Raw genomic sequence first — 18719 nt, forward strand, 5'->3', positions numbered from 1 at the left:
GTCAGCCCCCCTGCCGCGGCGAAACCAGCTCGATCCGGTCCCCATCGGAAAGCATTTGCGCCGCACGTGTTGATGCCGGAACGAACACCTCGTTCACCGCCGTGGCCAGTTTGTCATTGCCTTTGCCTAGTTCGATCAGAAGATCGGCAAGGCTGGGGCCCTTGGCCTCGACGGCCTCACCATTCACCATCAGTTTCATGTGGTTCTCCCCAGTGTTTTGTGTGCGATTTTCGTGTTTTGGCAGTTCTCGTACCAAAGCGCGGGCTGCGTGCCGCAGGTCACCAGATCTGCCACCATCCCCGCCAACGCCGGAGCAAGCAGATAGCCATGCCGGAACAGCCCGTTCACCATGATGCGATCTTCGAAATGGCGGATGCGCGGCTGATTGTCCGCGAAGGCCGGGCGGGCATCGACGCCAATTTCCAGCAGCTCGGCCTCACCAAATGCCGGGTGCAGCGCATAGGCCGCATTCATTAGTTCCATCACGGATCGCAGGTTTGCGCGGGTGCGCTGCCCACTTTCGATCTGGGTTGCGCCCAACATGAATACGCCATCGCCGCGCGGTACGATGTAGAGCGGGAAACGAGGATGCAGCAGCCGCACGGGACGCGATAGCGACAGGTCCGGGCAGCGCACGATGAGCATCTCACCCTTTACCCCGCGCAAATCGCTCAGCCGATCCTGCGCGGCCAGACCACGGCAGTCGATTACCTGACCCAGCGTTTCGCTTGTGGTCAGAAACTCAACGCCCGAGGCCACCAGCTGCGCATGCAACCCGGTCAACATCGGGCGGGGATTGAGATGCGCTTCACTCGCGATGAACAACGCCTTGCCGAATTGCTCGGCCAGATGTGGCTCATGGAGGGCGATGCCCTCACGGTCCAGCCATTCCACACCTTCGGTGCGCCGTGCAAATGTCACCAGCTCGCTCTGATCCCGACCCAAAGCGACAACCATGGTACCGTTCCGGATCACATCCTGGCCGAACTGCGCCCCCTGCTTTTGCCACCAATCCGCTGCTTTGCGCCCGTGTTCCACAACGGGCTGTTCGGCGACTGCGCCCTCGCATTCCGGTGCCAACATGCCCCCGGCCCACCAGCTGCAGGAATGCGTATTCACGGGACCTGCCGGGTCGATCATCCGTACGGAAACACCGCGTGACACCAGCTCGGCTGCAACGCAAAGCCCGGCAACCCCGGCACCCAGAATGGTGACAGCGCTCATGCCCACATCTCGTGAAAATGATGTACCGGGCCATGGCCTTGTCCAATCTCCAACCCGTCGGCACGTTTTATTGCAGCGTGCAGCCAGCCATGCGCCCGCCGCACCGCAGTCTCAAGATCCATGCCGCGCGCAAGGCAGCCCGCAATTGCTGCGGAATAACTGCAGCCAGTACCATGCGTGTTGCGGGTCGCGATCCGCGGTGCCCCCAGCGTGACAACGAACCCTGACTTTGCCAGCACATCAAGGCAATCAATGCCATCGGCATGGCCGCCCTTGATCAGAACTGCCTTAGGACCTAGCGCCAGCAACGGCGCAACCAGTCCGGCACTGTCGCCCTTATGGGTTTGTCCCAGCAGCTTGTCCGCCTCGGGCAGGTTTGGTGTCAGCAGGTCAGCGCGCGGCAGAAGATACTGCTTCAGCGCGGCAATCGCTTTATCTTCAAGCAGGGCGACCCCGGATTTCGCCACCATGACGGGGTCGAGGACGACAGGTCCGGAAAAACCTTCCAATGCACGGGCCACTGTTTCGACCAATAATGGCGTACCCAGCATTCCGATCTTGATGGCGTCTATGCGGATGTCGTCTAGGACCGCCTTGATCTGAGCCGCGACCACATTGTCGGGTACCGGATGTACTGCGGTCACGTCACAGGTATTCTGCGCGGTTATCGCGGTCACCACGCTGCAACCGAACACGCCCATTGCACCGAAGGATTTAAGATCTGCCTGAATTCCCGCGCCGCCCCCGCTGTCGGAACCGGCAATCGTCAATGCTGTCGCAACCATGGCACATCCCTCATTGTCATGGTCAGGATGTGCGTGGAAAGACCCGTAGCCTGCGTTGTGACACGAGTTGTGACACGGGGCGCCCGGTATGCCTGTTTCCTCCGCCGGTCCTAACCGGGTCAGGTTCAATGGGTTTGCATGTCTGCATCTCAGCCCCGAGGGGCACCCCAACAGATGGTTACCGATTATTGATGAGATCAGGTCTCGTCAACAGTTTTGTTGCACACCGTATGATGGGTGCGGCTTCGCTTTGAGCTTTGAAGTTAACTCGGGGTGTTGCCGGTGTCGCAAAATGGTGGTGTTTCCAGATGCTATGACCGGAAAACGGCACAATAAGACAGGGACACCCAGCGCCGACATCGTGGTCGTTGACCCAGCCCCGCGATCCGAGATTGAAGGCAGAAACAGTTCTTTGAGGTCCTGTCACAAGTTCCCGTCCGCAGATGCACATAGTTGCAACGAATAAATTGCTATGGGCAAATTCAGGTCACAAGTCGGCTAAACGTTTCATTTCAGGGCGCTCAACTGCCTTGGCCAATTCGCATAGTTCGGAAATGCTCGTCTCAATGACGCGGTTCAGCCAAGATCTCGTGTGCAGGTCCAAACAACCCTCCAGGACAAATCGTCCAGCCGTAGAAAACCCGCGTTCGAAAGAATCCTTTTACAGGCCCGGACACCTTTGTGCCCATAAATGAGGCGATGGAATTCAATAACAATGGCTCGAATGCCCGACAGGTCCGCATTCCTCAAGAAATCCAGTTCCGCCCCCTCAATATCCATCACAAGAACCGTCGGAGCGAACTCTCGTTTCACCGCTTCGAAGTCCGCTTTAGCTACGCGCACTGATGTTGTTGATTCACCTTCATTATCAAAAACTGAAGACCCTAGATATGAAGCGTCAATATGAAACGGAATAGAGTCGGGATCCTTTGGATTGGCGCTTAGTATCGCATTCCGGACTTCGATCCGGTCTGAAAGCCCATTTAGGGCATGTAAACGACGGATGTGTGGAATTAGATTTGGATTGGCTTCAAAACTGGGAATAGCCTCTGGTTTGTTCTCGAGCGCGACAACACCACTCACGATACCCAGCCCGGCGCCCATTTCCAGAATACGATCCTCAGGTTGAACGACGCTCAAAGCGCCATCCATTTCCCAGCTTTCATAATTGTCCTGCTCGATCAGATTCATGATCGTTTCGTCCAGAAATGGCGATGAAGGTATCTTCAATCCACGGTACTGGATCGCAACATCAGGGTTCGTTTCGGTCATTCTTGCTCCATTCCAAGGATGAGCGGCCGGTAGAGCATGTTTTGCATAAGGTCAGACTATTTGCATCAAACATCATGTCGGTAATCTCGCATAGAGGTCCGACATATTCGTCTTCAGAACCTCGTTGAACCACTCAACCGACAAGTCAAACTCGTGTTCAGGATAATAAGTATCCAAACCCCGGAAAGGGCGGACCTGCACATCATCGAGAAGACCATGACCCCTCAGTCTTTCTTCGGTGTCCTTGTCGTATTTTCGGATAATGTCATGAAGCTCTTGAACAGCATTCATAGAAGATGAATTTTTCAGGAATTGGACCTGTTCATAGCGGAAATCGTTGCTGCCCTTAGGTGATTCATATGTTCCCATATCATGATATCTCAGCAATTTGAGCATCCAGTGAATTTCGGTCAGTCCGTCAAAGTGACAAATGACCGATTGTTGAGAAACATGTCGCTTGATGTTGCCTCTCCACCGCTGTGGCGCATGAACACCTAATTTGATGTTCTTCCCCGTTCGGGTGGCGCTTTTTCCGAAACGATGCGCACAAAATCCTCTGTCGCTGTATTTGAGTCGTTCTTCTCCGAATAAGCTTCGGGCGACATAGCCGCGGGTGTGCTTAGGCTTCAGCATAAGACCACCAAAAAGTCCGGGTGTGGTGTCCTCGGTTGAAAACACACGCTCGCCATTAGGAATTGAAATCGTATCAACATCCGAGGGCAGGTCAGCAAGCTCTTGCGCAAAATCATCGGCTTGCAGATACTCGTCCGCATCGAGGAAAAGCATCCAATCGACTTTTGCTTCTCGATAGGCTTTTGTCGCTATCAGTCTTTGGCGTCTGTTAACGTTCTCCGGATAAGCACAGTCCCAGTTTCTTCGAAAAAACGTGTCATCCATCACTTCACCGCGACAGTTCGGTATCTGAGCCAGAAGTTGCCGCGCTTTCGGATCATCACCATCCATAAAGATAAAGATCTCTTGCGCGCCGAGTGACGCATAATAGGAAGCAAATATAGCCACCAGCTCTGGCGGCTCTTTGACCATGGTAACGACACCCCAGGTGGCCATCTTTAAAGGAGTCCTGTGTTTGGGAAGGGCCAAAATCCCTGATTGCACGTCTTTAGAGTCACCGGCTTCCTCTATTGCCCAAAAAGTCTGGATTTGTGGCAACCTTGATCGGTGAATTTTCCGCCTTAAGCAAGAGCATCCTGAGGTCTTATTGGACGATCCGATTTAAGACAGTTTGGGTGATCTTGCGACCTTTGTCGGGGAGGACTGAGAAAATTGGATCAAAGTTGAGGTAACCAAACAATTACTGCTTATTGCGAGCCCCTAAAGTTTGATCGTTACCGCTCGTTCTTTTTCGCGAAACACAAAGGTGCGAGAATTCTGACTAGCGGACCTGCGCTACAGACAGTTCATATTGGACGGTTGGGTCACCATCACAATTGCGCTTGTATCGGGATCATTAAACCAGTGGATCGAATTCCGGAGCCATGCTAATGCGGAGCAAGCGAAAAATATAACGGGCATTGATCCAGCATGGAAATTTCTCCAGTAATTTCATCGTTTTGGCATGGATCCAGTCTGACTTTTTTCGAGCAACTCTGCCTCAAAAGCTTTGTGGATCACGGCCATAAGGTCAAGTTGTACTCTTTGAAAGAAATCACGAACACACCACCGGGCGTTGAAAATGCGGATGCACGTATTTTCTTGCCTGACCACCTGAAAATATGGCGAAACGAAAAGCGAAACAGCGCTTATGCCCCGTTGTCGGATTTTTTCAGGATCAACATGCTTCGGGAATCCGACGAAATCTGGATGGATTGCGATATGTTGTGTATGCAGCCGATCCCCGACATTCCGTATATTTTCGCAAAAGAGAAACGCTATTTTAACAACGCGGCTCTCCGGCTGCCGCACAGTTCTCCAACATTGCAGGGTATGCATGACTTTATGAACGGGTCCGAGATCGTGATCCCCAATGACTGGCCGTGGAAAAAAAATATTGATGTTTCCATTGGCAAGTCCAATGAAGACGGCTCTTTCTCGGTACCGTTGGAAAACCTGTCGCAGCTGCCATTTTATACGTTCGGGCCTCAGGCTATCTCTTATTTTCTGGGCAAAAACGGTGAAGTTAAACACGCCCTGCCACCCGAGTCATTCTATTCCCAAGAACCAACAGCCATGCGCTTGAATTATTTTCGGCCGCGGTTTTCCCGCATATCGCTCGATGAAAACGCGTTGGGGGTTCATCACATTGGCGGCTCAAGCATGCGCAAGAAATACAATATGGACGGTGGGTTTCCTTTGCCGCATCCCAACAGCCAGGTCGCCAAGCTATGCAAGAAACATGACATCGATCCCTCTAAGGCGATGCCACAGGATGTGCTGAAGTCTGTTGACCAAGATTAAAATGTCTGGGCAAGTCAGAAGCGCCAGTATGTGTCCAAGTTTCGGACGATCGGAATCAAAAACACTAGGCGTCATCTGCTAACACCGTAGTGCCAAGTTGTTCGGCAAACAGTTCCCCAACCGGCCACTGTATTGAGTACAACGTGCAACAACTTGGCAATCAAAGTAATGGCGGTCGCTTCAGGCAAGGATGATAAACTGCGACACTGTCAACATATTCGATTGTCTTCCTACGGATAGAGCCTTTACTTTTTCTGGCGTAGAAATTTCACTACGATTACTTGCAGCGGCGCAGGTACGGCCATATCAGAATACTGGGGTGAATAGGGCCGAATGTTATGAAGCCCGAACACAGATCTTGGATTAATCTGGGGTCCAGTTTATGGGATAGGCGAATGTCAAAGAAGCTGGCTACAGATCACAAGGATATTCGCCGATCATCTATCCCGGCCTTTAACACCAGAAGACCGACTAAAAGCATGTCTTTGTCGACCCGGTCGCTCTGACCGGGTGTGAACAAAGATGTCTACGCTTAACGATAATGATCTGAACCAACCTCCTCAGCCTGATCAAGGATGGTCACGTGAACTTGTTGCACTTGAGCGGGCTATCGTGGTTCCGCCCGCAGTCTCCGATACGGTGCAGGAAGCCGGTGTTCTGACTGAAGACCGGGAATATTGCGCGCATGGGGCGCTTTGGCGGGGAAAGCGTGCCATGACCACCCAACCGGTATCGCCAACAGACCCTTTGCCGCAATTGTCGGGTCGCTGGCTTTATGCCGGGCTGTTATGGGTACACTTTGGTCATTTCCTGGCTGAAAGCACCGCACGTCTTTGGCCGCTGCCGGCAATCGCGAAGGATATTGATGGGGTCCTCTTTACCCCCAAGCGACCCGCCAATGGGGATGAAACACGCCCTATGCAGCATAATTTTTTTACGCTTCTGGGTATTGATCTTCCAATCAAAGTGGTGACCGAGCCAACTCAGATAGAACATCTGCATGTGCCCGGTCAGGGGTTTGGGCTGGGTCCGATTGTGGCGGGAACGCCTGAATATCGTGCCTTGATCCATCAAAATTTTGGCGCCGACGTTCCCCCTGATGGGCCGGAGCGGCTTTATATCTCGCGCGCAGGTCTTGGAATACGGCGGGGTGGCGTTATCGGAGAAGAGTTTCTCGAAGAGAATTTGCGCCAGAACGGGTACGAGATTTTCTATCCGGAACAACACCCGATGGAAAAGCAGATCGCGCGTTACAAAGCCGCCCGTCAGATCGTTGCACTAGACGGGTCGGCACTGCATCTTTTTGCTCTGGTAGGCCGTCCAGATCAGCAGGTTGCAATGATCCCGCGCCGCACTTCTTCGGTGCATCACAATATCTCGGCTCAGCTAGCGGCCTTTTGCGGGCAAGAGCCTTTAGTCGCCAATGCCATTCGCACTGATTGGGTATTGGCTTCGCGCGGTCGGCCCAACCGCCATTCACTTGGAGAGCTTGACATGTCCAGATTGCATAAAATGCTTGCCGATGCAGGATTTGTCTCACCTGATCTGGCCTGGGAAGAAATGTTCTGGCGGCAGCGGCGGCGAACCATCCGAAAACTGGAAAAAGCCCTTGGCGACCAGCTGGTTCCCATCCATCAAGAGCCCGCTGACTAATGCAGCTAATCCTGGATATACGCGACACAGCTCGGGATCAGGCGCGCCAAGCCAATGGGGTTGCGTCTGTTTTGAGTATCGATAATGCAGGTTTGCAGCAGCAACTGGTTACGTTTGCGCAGATTACGCGGCGAAGACGTGCAAAGGCCGAGCCGCCCGAATTTTTGCCCGCACTCGCCAGTGCGATTGCTAATGAGCGACCGCGGTTCATGCTTTTGGCCATGCCAGGGCTAGCAGAAAACCTCACCACGGAAGTCTCTGTTGGTCGAGTCCACGAAGCTTTGGGGCAATTGGCGGCTGACATCCTGATTTTGACTGATCTTGATTCAGGATCTGATCGCGCCAGAATTTGGGCCACACAATTTGGTGCCGATGCGATAGCTAACCGGATTGAATGGCCAGATGATCTGACTGCGCAGCCTCCTGCATTCTCTACCCTGGCATCCTCTGCAAAAGAAGAATCCACTCCAAAAGAAGTGCTGCCATTTGCCCGTCGCTTCTTGCCGCGCAATGACCTGACCAGTTTTGACGAAAGTCAACCCATGGGTGACACGGTGCCGGTGGACCTCAGGCCGCCAGAGGGTACCAGCGGCACGGTGCTGATCGGTTGCATGAAAAACGAAGGCCCTTTCCTATTGGAATGGATTGCATACCATCAATCGATCGGGGTGCATCACTTTGTTATATATACCAATGGCTGCGAGGATGGCACGGATCTGATGCTGGATGCGCTGGCCAAAACCGGTCTTGTCACGCATGTCGACAACAACAAATGGAAGGGCAATTCCCCGCAACAGTGGGCTCTGAACCAGTCTGCAAAGCTCAAGGTGGTCAAACGTGCTGATTGGGTTATCCATATTGATGTGGATGAGTTTATCAACATCCGCTTTGGTAACGGGACACTGCCGGAACTTTATAAGCGCCTGCCCGAGGGGGTCAGCAATATTGCCATGACCTGGCGGCAATTTGGGTCGGCCGGGATAAAGACCTACGAGGACAGGCCGGTCATTGCGCAATTTGACCGATGCGCTCCGTCATATCTGCCCAAACCGCATACCGCTTGGGGCTTCAAGACCGCCACCAGGAATATTCGTGCCTATCGTAAACTAAGCTGTCACCGGCCCAATAAGCTGAAAGAAGCAAAAGCCGGACAGGTGCTATGGGTCAATGGATCGGGTCAGGATATCACGCTCAAAGTGGCAAAGAATGGCTGGAGATCCGATATCAAGACCATCGGTTATGAACTGGTCCAGCTAAACCACTACGCACTAAGATCTGCGCAGTCTTTCTTGGTCAAGCGTCAACGCGGACGGGCCCTTCATGTGGATCGCACTGTCGGGCGCAACTATTGGATACGGATGGATTGGAACCAGTATCAGGACGTCACTATCCAACGCAACCAGGCCAGATTGTCAGTGGCGATGGAAGCGTTGCTAGCCATTCCGCAGATTGCGCAGCTACACGAAAAAGCTGTTGCCTGGCACCAGGCTAAGATTGAGTTTTTGATGGATGAGCCCGAGTTTCGCAACCTTTATGACGAGATCACCAGCATCGAACTTGAGGATTTACAACGGATCCGCGCCATCATGGATGCGGATATGCATAGCTGACTTATCCTGCCGCAATGATCAGATTCAGAGAACGGCCCCGGCTGTCGCAGATAGCGCGCGGCTGATATTCATTCGCCAACTAAAAGACCGCCGATAACCAAAAGTTGACGAATAACCCTTCAAAATCTTAGCGAGAGACATGACATGCCGCCATCCAGCTTGGCGCAATCGGTGTTGTCAATTTCTACGATCTCATACCCTTCACGATCCAACATGTCTGCTGTGCGCGAGAAGCCTGCGGCCATCAGCACCAGATTGTTGAAGCGGATCGCGTTGGCAGCAGCTTCTTCCCCATCAGCAACATGAAGCACTCGGTAGCCCTCAAAGCAGCCTGATGCATCAAGTCTTCGGGTTGACAGGATTGTTTCGGCATCCATCAGTGAACAATCTGTCTTGAAGTGCAAAACGCCTTCCGGTGTAAACACTTCGCGCAGTTTGTGGCCCCACGCGGAGGTGATTTTAGACAGCTCGGCGACACCTTCAGCATCAGTGCGGTCTGATCTGCCCACCAAAATTTCGCGACCCGTTACAAGAATATCTCCGCCCTCGATATGGCCGGGGCCGTTGATTTCCAGAACCGTCTCGTAGCAAGCGCGAAGATTTGGCGCCATTTCTGCCACCTCACCCATCCGCGATGGTGCGCCTGGCCGCATCAGCACAGCGCCTTGCGGCAGGCAAACGGCTGTATCTTCGACAAACTGTGCGTCGGGGAACGCGTCAAGGGGATCAAGTTCGATCACTTCAGCCCCGGTGCTATTCAGTGCAGCCACGTAAGCCTTGTGTGCCGCCATCATCCCTTCGAAATCGGGGTTTCCAATATCCTTCGCACGCAAACCACCAGCAATGGTCGCAGCCGGGCGGCGGGTGATTGCGCGGGAGAACTCAAAGGTCGGGTCTGACATGTTTCAATCTTTCTGAGGTTCACATTTCGGAGCGATGACTTCGATCATTGCAGGCCCATCTAAAGCGACAGTTTCGCGCAACGCCTGCGCGACAGCCTGTGGTTCGGCCGGAACCTTGGTGAATGGAATGCCAAAAGACTTGGCTGATGCAGAAAAATTCGGGGGCGAAGGATCACATCCTATGACGGTCACACCCACATCCCGCATCGACGCGGCAATTTCCTGGTATCCATGATTGTTCCAGATCACGAAGGTGACCGGCAGGTTTTCATCTGCTGCGGCCATGATTTCAGGCAATGAAAACTGTGCACCTCCATCGCCGACAATGCAGATCGCCCTTGCAGTCGGATCGGCGATCGACGCGCCGATGGCAGCGGGTATCCCGTAGCCGAGCGCGCCATATCCCGTTGCTGCGTTGAACCAACCACCGGCCCGGTCGTGGTCGTAGAAAAGATTGCCGGCATAAATTGGTTGGGTTGAGTCTCCGACCATCAATGCATTCGGAACTTCTGAGCGAATGGCATTCAGGATTTCGACCTGATGGCGATAGTCCGGACCAATTTCCTCCCAGGCGGCGCGGCGTGTTTTGCTGGCGCGTTCGGCACCGTCGTCTTGCTTGGCCTCATTGGACAATGCCCCAAACAGCGCCGGTACAACCAAATTAACGTCACCTTGAATGGTAAGCGCTGCCTCATGTCGCGCCAGTTGATCGCTGCAGCGATCCACCCGGATCAGGCCTGACCTTCCTGCTATTTGCTCGGTGGCGTACATGTCATAGTCGGTTGGCCCCAATTCGGTTCCCAAAGCCAGAACGCAATCAGCGCTTTCAATCAGCTCGCGTACTGCTTTGAGGCTGGGGCTGGCAGGAACGGTCAGTGGATGTCCGTGCATCAGGCCCCGTGCGTTGACGGTTTGCACGACGGGGGCATCGAGGGTTTCAGCCAATGTCTGTAAATCGGTTTCCGCTTTTTTCGCGCCACCGCCCGCCAGAATGACAACTCGATTTGCTTTAGCCAGTTGCCTTGCCGCTTGTGAGATTAAATCTGGATTGAACGGGGGTGCTGGATCGAGCGTCTCGACTGGTGTTTTTTGATATTTTTCTGCTGCTACATCCAACGGGATCTCTATATGCACCGGCCCTGGGCGACCGTTGGCAAGATCGTGAAAAACACGGTCCAAGACCGGGTCCAGAGCGTTGGAGTCGGGAACTTGTTCTGACACCAACGCAACTGTTCTGGCCAGCCCCAGTTGGTCTGGCAATTCATGCAGATGTCCCAAGCCCTTGCCAAGTGAAGCGGTTTTATTGACACCAGAGACCACCAACATCGGAATTGAATCAGCGCGCGCCTGCGCCATCGGTGTCAAGGTGTTGGTCAATCCGGGGCCGGTGATCACAAAGGTCACACCCGGTTTCCCCGAAACACGCGCGTAGCCATCAGCCATGAAACCAGCACCCTGTTCATGCCTGGGCGTGATATGACGAATGCCCGAAGTAGCAAGACCGCGGTAAAGTTCGACCGTGTGAACGCCCGGAATTCCGAAGACGCAGGTCACATCTCTTTGGCGAAGCTTGGCAACCAAAGCTTCACCGATTGTCATTCCGCTCATGCAACCTCGCGTGATTTGCTGTTGGCGTGATCAATGATGCGAGAAACCGCTGTGGCAAAATCGGCGTCACTAATCGTCAGCGCGACCCGGACCCAGTCTTTCAGACCGCCGCCAAAGGCGGACCCTGGCATGACAGCCACCCCGGCCTGTAACAGATCCCACGCATAAGCTTCGCCATCAAACCCGGTGGCGGAAACGTTGATGAGGGCGAACATTCCCGCCTCTGGGCGATGAACCGTCAGATCCGTTTCTGCTTCAAGACGATCAGCCAGCAGGGTGGCGCGGCCAGAGAAACGAGCGGCCATGCCGGGCGCAACCTCGGACCCGTCGCGGATTGCCATTTCGGTCATGTCCGCGATGAAGGGCTGATTGCCAAAGAGCATTGTTTCGGAATACGGCAGCAGCGCTTCACAAAACGCTGCTGGTCCGACACACCAACCGCTACGAAACCCTGGGGCAGCATGTGATTTCGAGATGGATGATACACCTATGACACGATCCGCCAGTTTCGGGTCTGCCAATGGTGAAGCAAATTCGGCCTCGTCAAAGATCAGTTCTTCATAGACCTCGTCCGAGATGATCCATAAATCGTGCGCCATGGCGAGCTGCCCGATTTCGGCAATTTCCGTGGTAGTCAGAATTGCACCTGTCGGGTTGTGTGGCGTTGTCAGAAGAATGGCGCGGCTGCGTGGAGTGATGCGTGCGGCAATATCTTCGGCTTGCATGCGAAACCCGTGCTCTGGCCGAAGCGGCACAGGCACCATATCCGCCCCGGATGCACGCACGACTCCTTCGTATGTCGCGTACATCGGATCACCAACCAAAACCTCGTCTCCGGCCTCTGCAATCCCGGACATCACTGCGAAAAGGGCGGTTTGCGTCCCGGGAAAGCACAAAAAGTTCTCGGGTCCGAAGGGCCGCCCACGAGAGGTTGAATAGCGAGCAGCAAGCGCGTCAAGCAGTCCGGCTTCACCGCGCCCGTTGGAATACCCTGTCCGTTGTGCCCGCAAGGAGGTTACGGTGGCTTCTACCAATGCGGCTGGCACGGGCACATCCGGTTCTCCAATCGTCATTTCGACGATATCCGCTCCGGCTTTGATAAGATCGCGTGCTTTCAGGTGTACACCCCATTTGGCACCACCCAACCCCGCTAAACGCTCAGTCACAGATGTGGTCTTCATGGCTGCTCCGCCTCTTTGTTTATTGGAATCCCTAAGATGGCGCTTACCGAGTCTAAGCCGATCTGCGCCAGTTGCCCTTCGGAAAACGCGTCCGGAAGCGCACCGCCTTCCAACCAAAGGCCGTCGATTACCGCGTTGCAAGCAATGGCCAGTTGCGTTGCCTCCGTTGCAGCAACTGAACGTCCGGTTTCCAGCAATGCGGCGACGATCAGTTCCTCGAGGTGACCCCGGAAATAGTTATAGGTCTGCTGGTGAATGCGCTGCATTTTTGAATCATGTTGCACCTTGTTCAGAAAGCTGGCCCACAACGCCACGGCGCTTGGATCAACGATTGGTGGTCGTAGCGACGCGTCAACGAAGTTGGTCAACTGAGATACTGCGCTTCCCGTTCCTGACGAAGCTGCTGTCTGATCGGTTAGCGTATTCATGTGGTGCTCATACGCCGCTTGAACCAACTCTTCTTTTGAAGAGAAATAATGACGGATCAACCCTTGGGTCACGTTCGCGCGGGCTGCAATCTCACGCACCGTGGCACCGCGGACGCCCATCTCGGCGATCAGGTCCAAAGTCGCCAATATCAGCGCCTCGCGCCGAAACTCAGCAGATTCACGTTTAAATTTGCGGCTGTCGTCCTGCACGTCAGTGTCATCCATGGCATGGAGTTATTATACACTTGCATAATTGCGAGATTCGAGGCTTACTGCAAGCTGAAATCAGAAGATTGTTAGATATGGACACAGCCGAAGCAGCATCACCCACACCCGAAGCCACTGCGTCCATTGAGGCGATAAAGATTGAGGACCTGCACAAATCCTTTGGTGCGCTAGAGGTCCTGAAGGGTGTCTCCCTGACTGCCAACAAGGGGGACGTTGTCGCAATCATCGGGGGGTCAGGCTCGGGCAAATCCACCATGCTGCGCTGTATCAACTTCTTGGAAACGCCGAGCTCGGGAAAAATCACCATAGGCGGTGAATTGGTTGAAATGCACGCCGATGGTAGCCCCGCGAACCGCCGCCAGATCGAGCGTATCCGAACGCGGCTGGCAATGGTTTTTCAGCAGTTCAATCTGTGGACGCATCGCACGCTTCTGGAGAACGTGATCGAAGTGCCGATACATGTCCTAAAGGTGCCAAAGGCAGAGGCTATCTCGCGGGCGCACGACCTGTTGAAAAGGGTAGGGCTTGGTGACAAGGCAGACACCTTTCCGGCCTATCTATCTGGCGGTCAGCAACAGCGCGCCGCCATTGCCCGTGCGCTTGCCGTAGATCCTTCGGTGATGCTTTTCGATGAGCCCACATCGGCGCTGGACCCCGAGTTGGTCGGCGAAGTTTTGAACGTGATCCGTGATCTCGCTGGTGAAGGACGCACCATGCTGCTCGTCACCCATGAAATGAAATTTGCGCGCGAAGTTGCCAGCCACGTTGTCTATCTTTTCGAAGGCCGCATTGAAGAGCAGGGTCCACCTGCCGAGGTCTTCGGTAATCCAAAATCAGAGCGGTTGAGGCAGTTCCTCAGCTCGGTCGCCTGATTCAGTCAAAACAAACTAATGAACCAAAAGGGAGTAACAAAATGAACCTTAAGAAACTGCTTGCGTCCGGAGTTGCCGCCGCCATCCTTTCAGTTGGTGTCGCCAGAGCCGAAGAGGTCAAGATCGGTATCGCGGCTGAACCTTATCCACCATTCGCTTCGCTTGACAGCTCAGGCAACTGGGTTGGATGGGAGATCGATGTTATCAATGCTGTCTGTGCCGCTGCCGAACTGGACTGTGTTATAACGCCTGTAGCCTGGGATGGTATCATCCCATCGCTGACCGGGCAGCAAATCGACGCCATCATGGCCTCTATGTCGATCACCGAGGAGCGGCTGAAAACCATTGATTTCAGCGATCCTTACTACAACACACCCGCTGTGATCGTTGCGGACAAATCGATGGATATCGAAGCGACACCAGAGTCGCTGGCGGGTAAAGTTGTCGGCATTCAGGCTTCGACCATCCACCAGGCCTATGCGCAGGAATATTTCAAGGATGCTGAACTGCGGGTTTATCAGACACAGGATGAGGCCAATCAGGACCTGTTCGCAGGCCGTATTGATGCAACTCAAGCAGACAGCATCGCCATGGCCGACTTTGTAAACTCGGATGCGGGCGCTTGCTGTGAAATTAAAGGCGCCGTTGCAGATGATCCCGCTATTCTGGGACGCGGCGTTGGGGCTGGCGTGCGCAAAGGGCAAGATGACCTGCGTGAGGCGCTGAACAAAGGCATCGCCGCAATTCTTGCCGATGGCACGCACGAGAAGATCACATCGAACTATTTCTCGGCCAGCATTTACTAAGCCGCTGCTGTGAACGGACTGTTGGATTCACTTGGATTGGCGCAGAGCGCAGAGCTTTTGTCGCTCTCGCCGCCGGGATGGGGGGCCAATCTGCTGCGCGGATTGTCCCACTCATTGCAGATCGCTTTCGGCGCTTACGCCCTCGGTCTCGTGATCGGATTGTTCGGAGCTTATGGCAAACTCTATGGCGGGAAGGTCACGCGCGATCTTCTCGCCATCTACACGACGGTGATCCGGGCTGTGCCCGAGCTGGTCCTGATCCTGATCCTGTATTACGTGGGATCTGACATCATAAACAAAATCTCCGCCGCAATGGGCGGGGGTCGGGTTGAGGTCAGTGGTGTTGGCGCAGGCATATGGGTGCTGGGTGTGGTCCAGGGCGCTTACGCGACCGAGATTTTGCGCGGCGCGATTCAGGCGGTTCCGCCCGGTCAGATCGAAGCGGCCAAGTCCTACGGTATGCCCGCCTTCATGACCATGCGCCGCGTGACAATCCCGGCCATGATGAGCTTCGCCGTGCCAGGTCTTGCCAACCTGTGGCTGATTGCAACCAAAGATACCGCGTTGCTCGCTGTTGTGGGATTTAATGAACTGACACTGGAAACCCGCCAGGCTGCAAGCAGCACACGCGCCTATTTTACTTTCTTTCTGGCAGCGGGTTTTCTTTATCTCATGGTAACGCTGTGTTCGGGCGGCATCTTCGCTCGGATTGAGAAATGGGCGCGTCGCGGCCAACCCTCCCTTAAAGGAGGGGGCAGATGATTGATTTCAGATCGTTGATGCAACCACATCGCATTGTGATAATGCTGATATTCGCTGGAATCGTTGTCTGGTGCGCCGTCTCTCTTCAGTGGGACTGGATCCCGAAATATGCGCCGCTCGCCCTTCAGGGCATTTGGACGACAATCTGGCTGTTGGTGGTCACCGTAGTTTTGGGTTTCCTACTCGCCGTTCCTCTTGGATTGGCACAGGCGGTAGGGCCTTGGTATCTTGCCGCCCCGGCCAAGGCATTTTGCACTATCATCCGCGGCACACCGCTGCTGCTGCAACTCTGGTTATTGTATTATGGGCTTGGGTCTTTGTTTCCGCAGTTCCCCTGGATACGCTCTTCCGAGTTGTGGCCCTATTTGCGACAGGCCTGGCCATATGCAGTACTGGCGCTGACGTTGTCCTATGCCGGCTACGAAGGAGAGGTGATGCGCGGTGCCTTCAAAGGGGTCGCCAAGGGTCAGCTTGAGGCAGCCAAGGCATTTGGCATGCCACGTTTCACCATGTTTCGCCGTATCTGGTTGCCGCAGGCTATCCGCAACGTCTTGCCGACATTGGGCGGTGAAACCATATTGCAACTCAAAGCAACTCCATTGGTTGCGACGATCACTGTCGTCGACATTTACGCCGTGTCTTCACGTGTGCGCTCCGACACTTTCATTATTTACGAGCCGCTAATCCTGTTGGCCGTATTCTATATTCTCGTCGCGGGCGTGATCGCATTTGGTTTCCACTGGCTGGAAGTAAAGGTTCTTGGGACTGGAATCCGCAATGGCGGTATCAGTTAGTATCGCCAGCAGCGGAGGGGATCCATGTGCTGCGTCAGCTCCGACCAGTGCTTTGAGTTCATAGCAATCTGAGCTGCAACTTGGATTCAGCTTGGCTGAGTACTGATGGTCGATATCAATATCAGGCCATACTGGAATGGTGCGCAATTTTATCTCTGCGCACCAATCCCGGCCGGTTCCGTTCACAGCTCTACAACAACTTTTCCGACCGCCGCTCCGTTTGTCAGGTGCTCATAGGCTGCATCGACATTGGTCCACCCAAACCTCTGTTCGTCAACAATTGGTTTGAGTTGGCCTGCGTCCGCCATTTCCGCCAGAGTTTTCAGGATGTCACCATGGGATTGACGCCCGACATCATGCATCATCGGGATCAGCATGAAGACGACGTGCAGAGACAGACCTTTGAAATGCACAGGTGTCAGATCAATCTCGACCATCGCGACGGTTGAGGCGACTTGGCCATTGAGCTTGGCCGCTTCGAACGAGTTCGTCATGTTCTGCCCACCCACGCTATCAAACACCACATCGAAGCCCACGCCATCAGTGTGTTCGGCCACGTAGTCCTCGACCTTTTGGGTTGTGAAATCCAACGGGCGCGCACCGAGACCCTCGATGAGGGCTAACTGATCCGCTCCGCGACCTGTTGCCGACACGGTTGCGCCAAGGTGGCGCGCAACTTGAACGGCAACATGACCAACGCCACCGGCACCGCCTTGAACCAGAACGGTCTGCCCTTCGCCGACACCGGCGCGCGTCAATCCTTCGTAGGCGGTGATGCCTACGAGAGGCAGCGCCGCGGCTTCTCGCATGCTCAGCGTCTTGGGTTTGTGTGCAATCAGGCGGGCATCCGCATTGATGTACTCGGCTAGCGAACCAGGGAGGTCCATCATACCACCGGCGCAGCCATACACCTCATCGCCTATGGAAAAACCTGTAACACCTTCGCCAACGGCTGTGATTGTGCCAGCAAAATCCATGCCAAGGACCGCGGGCAAATTGGGGGACAGAGGTAGATCCGCGCCCATGCTTCGGATCATTGTATCGACGGTATTGACGCTGGCCGCGGCCACTTTGACGACTACATGCCCAGACGTTGCGACCGGGTCAGGCATTTCTACAAGCTCGAACGGTGCATCGGGTCCGTAGGCGTTCAGAACCATTGCTTTCATTGGGATATTCCTTTTTTAGCGAAGTGTCAGGCGCGGCTTTGAACAGCGCACGCCTGACGTGATCATTGTGTTGGAGGACGGATCAGTTGATATCCTGAACCTGCATAACCAGATCGCCCCACTTGCGCTGGTTTTCGATGTCGTGTTCCAGACCCTGTTCATCCGCGATGGTGAACCGTTTGACCGCCGGGGTTTTGCTTGTGGCCTGATACAGCCAATAGGCTTCGGCCTTCAGCGCTTCATCAATTGGTTTGTCAATGGATTCATAGACCATCTGCTTGCAGGCATTGATCGACTCTGCCGGGAATTTTGCGATCCGCTCGGCGAGCGCTGTCACATACGGGCCAATCTCATCTGGCTCCAAAGCCTTGTTTATGGTGCCCAGACGTTCTGCATCATCCGCATCGTAGTCTTGTGCGCTCAGGATGATCTCAAGCGCTTTTCCAAGGCCGGTTTGACGTGCCATGCGCGAAGCACCGCCGCCGCAAGGCAGGATGCCCATTCCAACTTCCATCTGCATGAACTTGTACTTACCCCGCGCCGCAAATCGCATGTCGAGCGCCAACGCCAACTCGTGTCCGCCACCACGTGCGAACCCTTCCAGCTTTGCGATGGTGGCTTGTGGCACCTTGCTGATCCGTTCGCAGACCGATTGAAGGTCCAAAAGCTGTGCGTCCTCCCGGGATACGGCCTCAGTCGACATATCCTTGAGCAGCTCGGTATCGTAGTGGCAGACCCAGATTTCCGGGTTGGCGGATTGAAAGATCACGACCTTGGTTTCGCGGTCTCGCTCTAGCCGCATGGCCAGACTGTTGAGGTCGGCCAGCATTTCCTGGCCTTGCACGTTTACGGTGCCAAAGTTGAATGTGACTGTTGCGATGCCGTTTTCAACAGCAACGTCAAAGGTTTGAAAGCTCTCATATTTCATCAGACAGTCCTTTCTTGGGCCTCGACGCGGCACGCGCGAGGGGTAAGGGAGGTTAAAGTTGGAAGCGCGTCTGGATTTAGCG

Annotated in this window: 18 protein-coding genes and 1 riboswitch; of the genes, 7 read left to right on the forward strand and 11 right to left on the reverse strand. The window is 54.4% G+C overall.

Features of this window, described 5'->3' with window-relative positions; genetic code table 11:
- Position 1: 1 nt before the first annotated feature.
- The 5 genes from thiS to ACR0L9_RS10545 form a co-directional block, all read right to left on the reverse strand.
- On the reverse strand, positions 2–199 hold the full coding sequence (gene thiS, locus ACR0L9_RS10525) for a sulfur carrier protein ThiS (protein WP_170596308.1): 198 nt from the start codon (positions 197–199) through the stop codon (positions 2–4).
- On the reverse strand, positions 196–1224 hold the full coding sequence (locus tag ACR0L9_RS10530; protein WP_170596306.1) for an FAD-dependent oxidoreductase: 1029 nt from the start codon (positions 1222–1224) through the stop codon (positions 196–198). The genes thiS and ACR0L9_RS10530 overlap by 4 nt, the downstream gene beginning before the upstream one ends.
- Complete coding sequence (thiD, locus tag ACR0L9_RS10535; RefSeq protein ID WP_480895597.1) at positions 1221–2009, reverse strand: bifunctional hydroxymethylpyrimidine kinase/phosphomethylpyrimidine kinase; 789 nt, start codon at positions 2007–2009, stop codon at positions 1221–1223. Before thiD ends, ACR0L9_RS10530 begins: the two co-directional genes overlap by 4 nt.
- Positions 2010–2088: 79 nt before the next feature.
- Positions 2089–2189, reverse strand: a riboswitch (TPP riboswitch).
- A gap of 396 nt (positions 2190–2585) precedes the next feature.
- Positions 2586–3281 (reverse strand): FkbM family methyltransferase, encoded by a 696-nt coding sequence (locus ACR0L9_RS10540; RefSeq protein WP_480895598.1) that lies wholly within the window; start codon positions 3279–3281, stop codon positions 2586–2588.
- Positions 3282–3353: 72 nt separating this feature from the next.
- A complete protein-coding gene (locus ACR0L9_RS10545; protein ID WP_480895599.1) occupies positions 3354–4349 on the reverse strand; it encodes a glycosyltransferase family 2 protein in 996 nt (331 codons plus the stop codon).
- Between the two features lie 474 nt (positions 4350–4823).
- On the opposite strand from ACR0L9_RS10545, the gene ACR0L9_RS10550 reads away from it, so the two are divergent.
- The 3 genes from ACR0L9_RS10550 (at position 4824) to ACR0L9_RS10560 (ending at position 8959) form a co-directional block, all read left to right on the forward strand.
- Positions 4824–5696 (forward strand): glycosyltransferase family 32 protein, encoded by an 873-nt coding sequence (locus tag ACR0L9_RS10550; RefSeq protein ID WP_480706332.1) that lies wholly within the window; start codon positions 4824–4826, stop codon positions 5694–5696.
- A gap of 522 nt (positions 5697–6218) precedes the next feature.
- A complete protein-coding gene (locus ACR0L9_RS10555; RefSeq protein WP_170596297.1) occupies positions 6219–7349 on the forward strand; it encodes a glycosyltransferase family 61 protein in 1131 nt (376 codons plus the stop codon).
- A gap of 71 nt (positions 7350–7420) precedes the next feature.
- Positions 7421–8959: a glycosyltransferase family 2 protein gene (locus tag ACR0L9_RS10560; RefSeq protein WP_480895600.1), complete on the forward strand. Its 1539-nt coding sequence runs from the start codon at positions 7421–7423 to the stop codon at positions 8957–8959.
- A gap of 119 nt (positions 8960–9078) precedes the next feature.
- Here ACR0L9_RS10560 and ACR0L9_RS10565 read toward each other — a convergent pair whose 3' ends face one another.
- From ACR0L9_RS10565 to ACR0L9_RS10580, 4 genes are read right to left on the reverse strand one after another with little or no spacing between them, the layout of a single operon-like run.
- Positions 9079–9861 carry an arginine deiminase family protein gene (locus ACR0L9_RS10565; RefSeq protein WP_480895601.1) on the reverse strand — a complete coding sequence of 261 codons (783 nt, stop codon included), beginning with the start codon at positions 9859–9861 and terminating at the stop codon, positions 9079–9081.
- A gap of 3 nt (positions 9862–9864) precedes the next feature.
- Positions 9865–11469 (reverse strand): 5-guanidino-2-oxopentanoate decarboxylase, encoded by a 1605-nt coding sequence (locus ACR0L9_RS10570; RefSeq protein WP_480895602.1) that lies wholly within the window; start codon positions 11467–11469, stop codon positions 9865–9867.
- On the reverse strand, positions 11466–12650 hold the full coding sequence (locus ACR0L9_RS10575) for a pyridoxal phosphate-dependent aminotransferase (protein ID WP_480895603.1): 1185 nt from the start codon (positions 12648–12650) through the stop codon (positions 11466–11468). The genes ACR0L9_RS10570 and ACR0L9_RS10575 overlap by 4 nt, the downstream gene beginning before the upstream one ends.
- Complete coding sequence (locus tag ACR0L9_RS10580; RefSeq protein WP_480586152.1) at positions 12647–13303, reverse strand: TetR/AcrR family transcriptional regulator; 657 nt, start codon at positions 13301–13303, stop codon at positions 12647–12649. The genes ACR0L9_RS10575 and ACR0L9_RS10580 overlap by 4 nt, the downstream gene beginning before the upstream one ends.
- 77 nt (positions 13304–13380) lie before the next feature.
- Between ACR0L9_RS10580 and ACR0L9_RS10585 the strand changes: the two genes are divergently transcribed.
- From ACR0L9_RS10585 to ACR0L9_RS10600, 4 genes are read left to right on the forward strand one after another with little or no spacing between them, the layout of a single operon-like run.
- Positions 13381–14178: an ATP-binding cassette domain-containing protein gene (locus ACR0L9_RS10585; protein ID WP_170407522.1), complete on the forward strand. Its 798-nt coding sequence runs from the start codon at positions 13381–13383 to the stop codon at positions 14176–14178.
- Between the two features lie 41 nt (positions 14179–14219).
- Positions 14220–14984, forward strand: a complete 765-nt coding sequence (locus ACR0L9_RS10590; protein WP_480895604.1) for a transporter substrate-binding domain-containing protein — start codon at positions 14220–14222, stop codon at positions 14982–14984.
- Positions 14985–14993: 9 nt separating this feature from the next.
- Positions 14994–15746: an ABC transporter permease gene (locus tag ACR0L9_RS10595; RefSeq protein ID WP_170423024.1), complete on the forward strand. Its 753-nt coding sequence runs from the start codon at positions 14994–14996 to the stop codon at positions 15744–15746.
- Positions 15743–16540, forward strand: a complete 798-nt coding sequence (locus tag ACR0L9_RS10600) for an ABC transporter permease (RefSeq protein ID WP_480895605.1) — start codon at positions 15743–15745, stop codon at positions 16538–16540. The genes ACR0L9_RS10595 and ACR0L9_RS10600 overlap by 4 nt, the downstream gene beginning before the upstream one ends.
- A gap of 182 nt (positions 16541–16722) precedes the next feature.
- Here the strand turns inward: ACR0L9_RS10600 and ACR0L9_RS10605 are convergent, their stop codons facing one another.
- Both ACR0L9_RS10605 and ACR0L9_RS10610 read right to left on the reverse strand, forming a co-directional pair.
- Positions 16723–17709, reverse strand: coding sequence for a zinc-dependent alcohol dehydrogenase family protein (locus tag ACR0L9_RS10605; RefSeq protein ID WP_480895606.1), 987 nt, complete (start codon positions 17707–17709; stop codon positions 16723–16725).
- Positions 17710–17791: 82 nt separating this feature from the next.
- A complete protein-coding gene (locus tag ACR0L9_RS10610) occupies positions 17792–18637 on the reverse strand; it encodes an enoyl-CoA hydratase/isomerase family protein (protein WP_170596288.1) in 846 nt (281 codons plus the stop codon).
- Positions 18638–18719 lie beyond the last annotated feature (82 nt).

It is taken from the genome of Ruegeria sp. I3, from assembly GCF_056532525.1.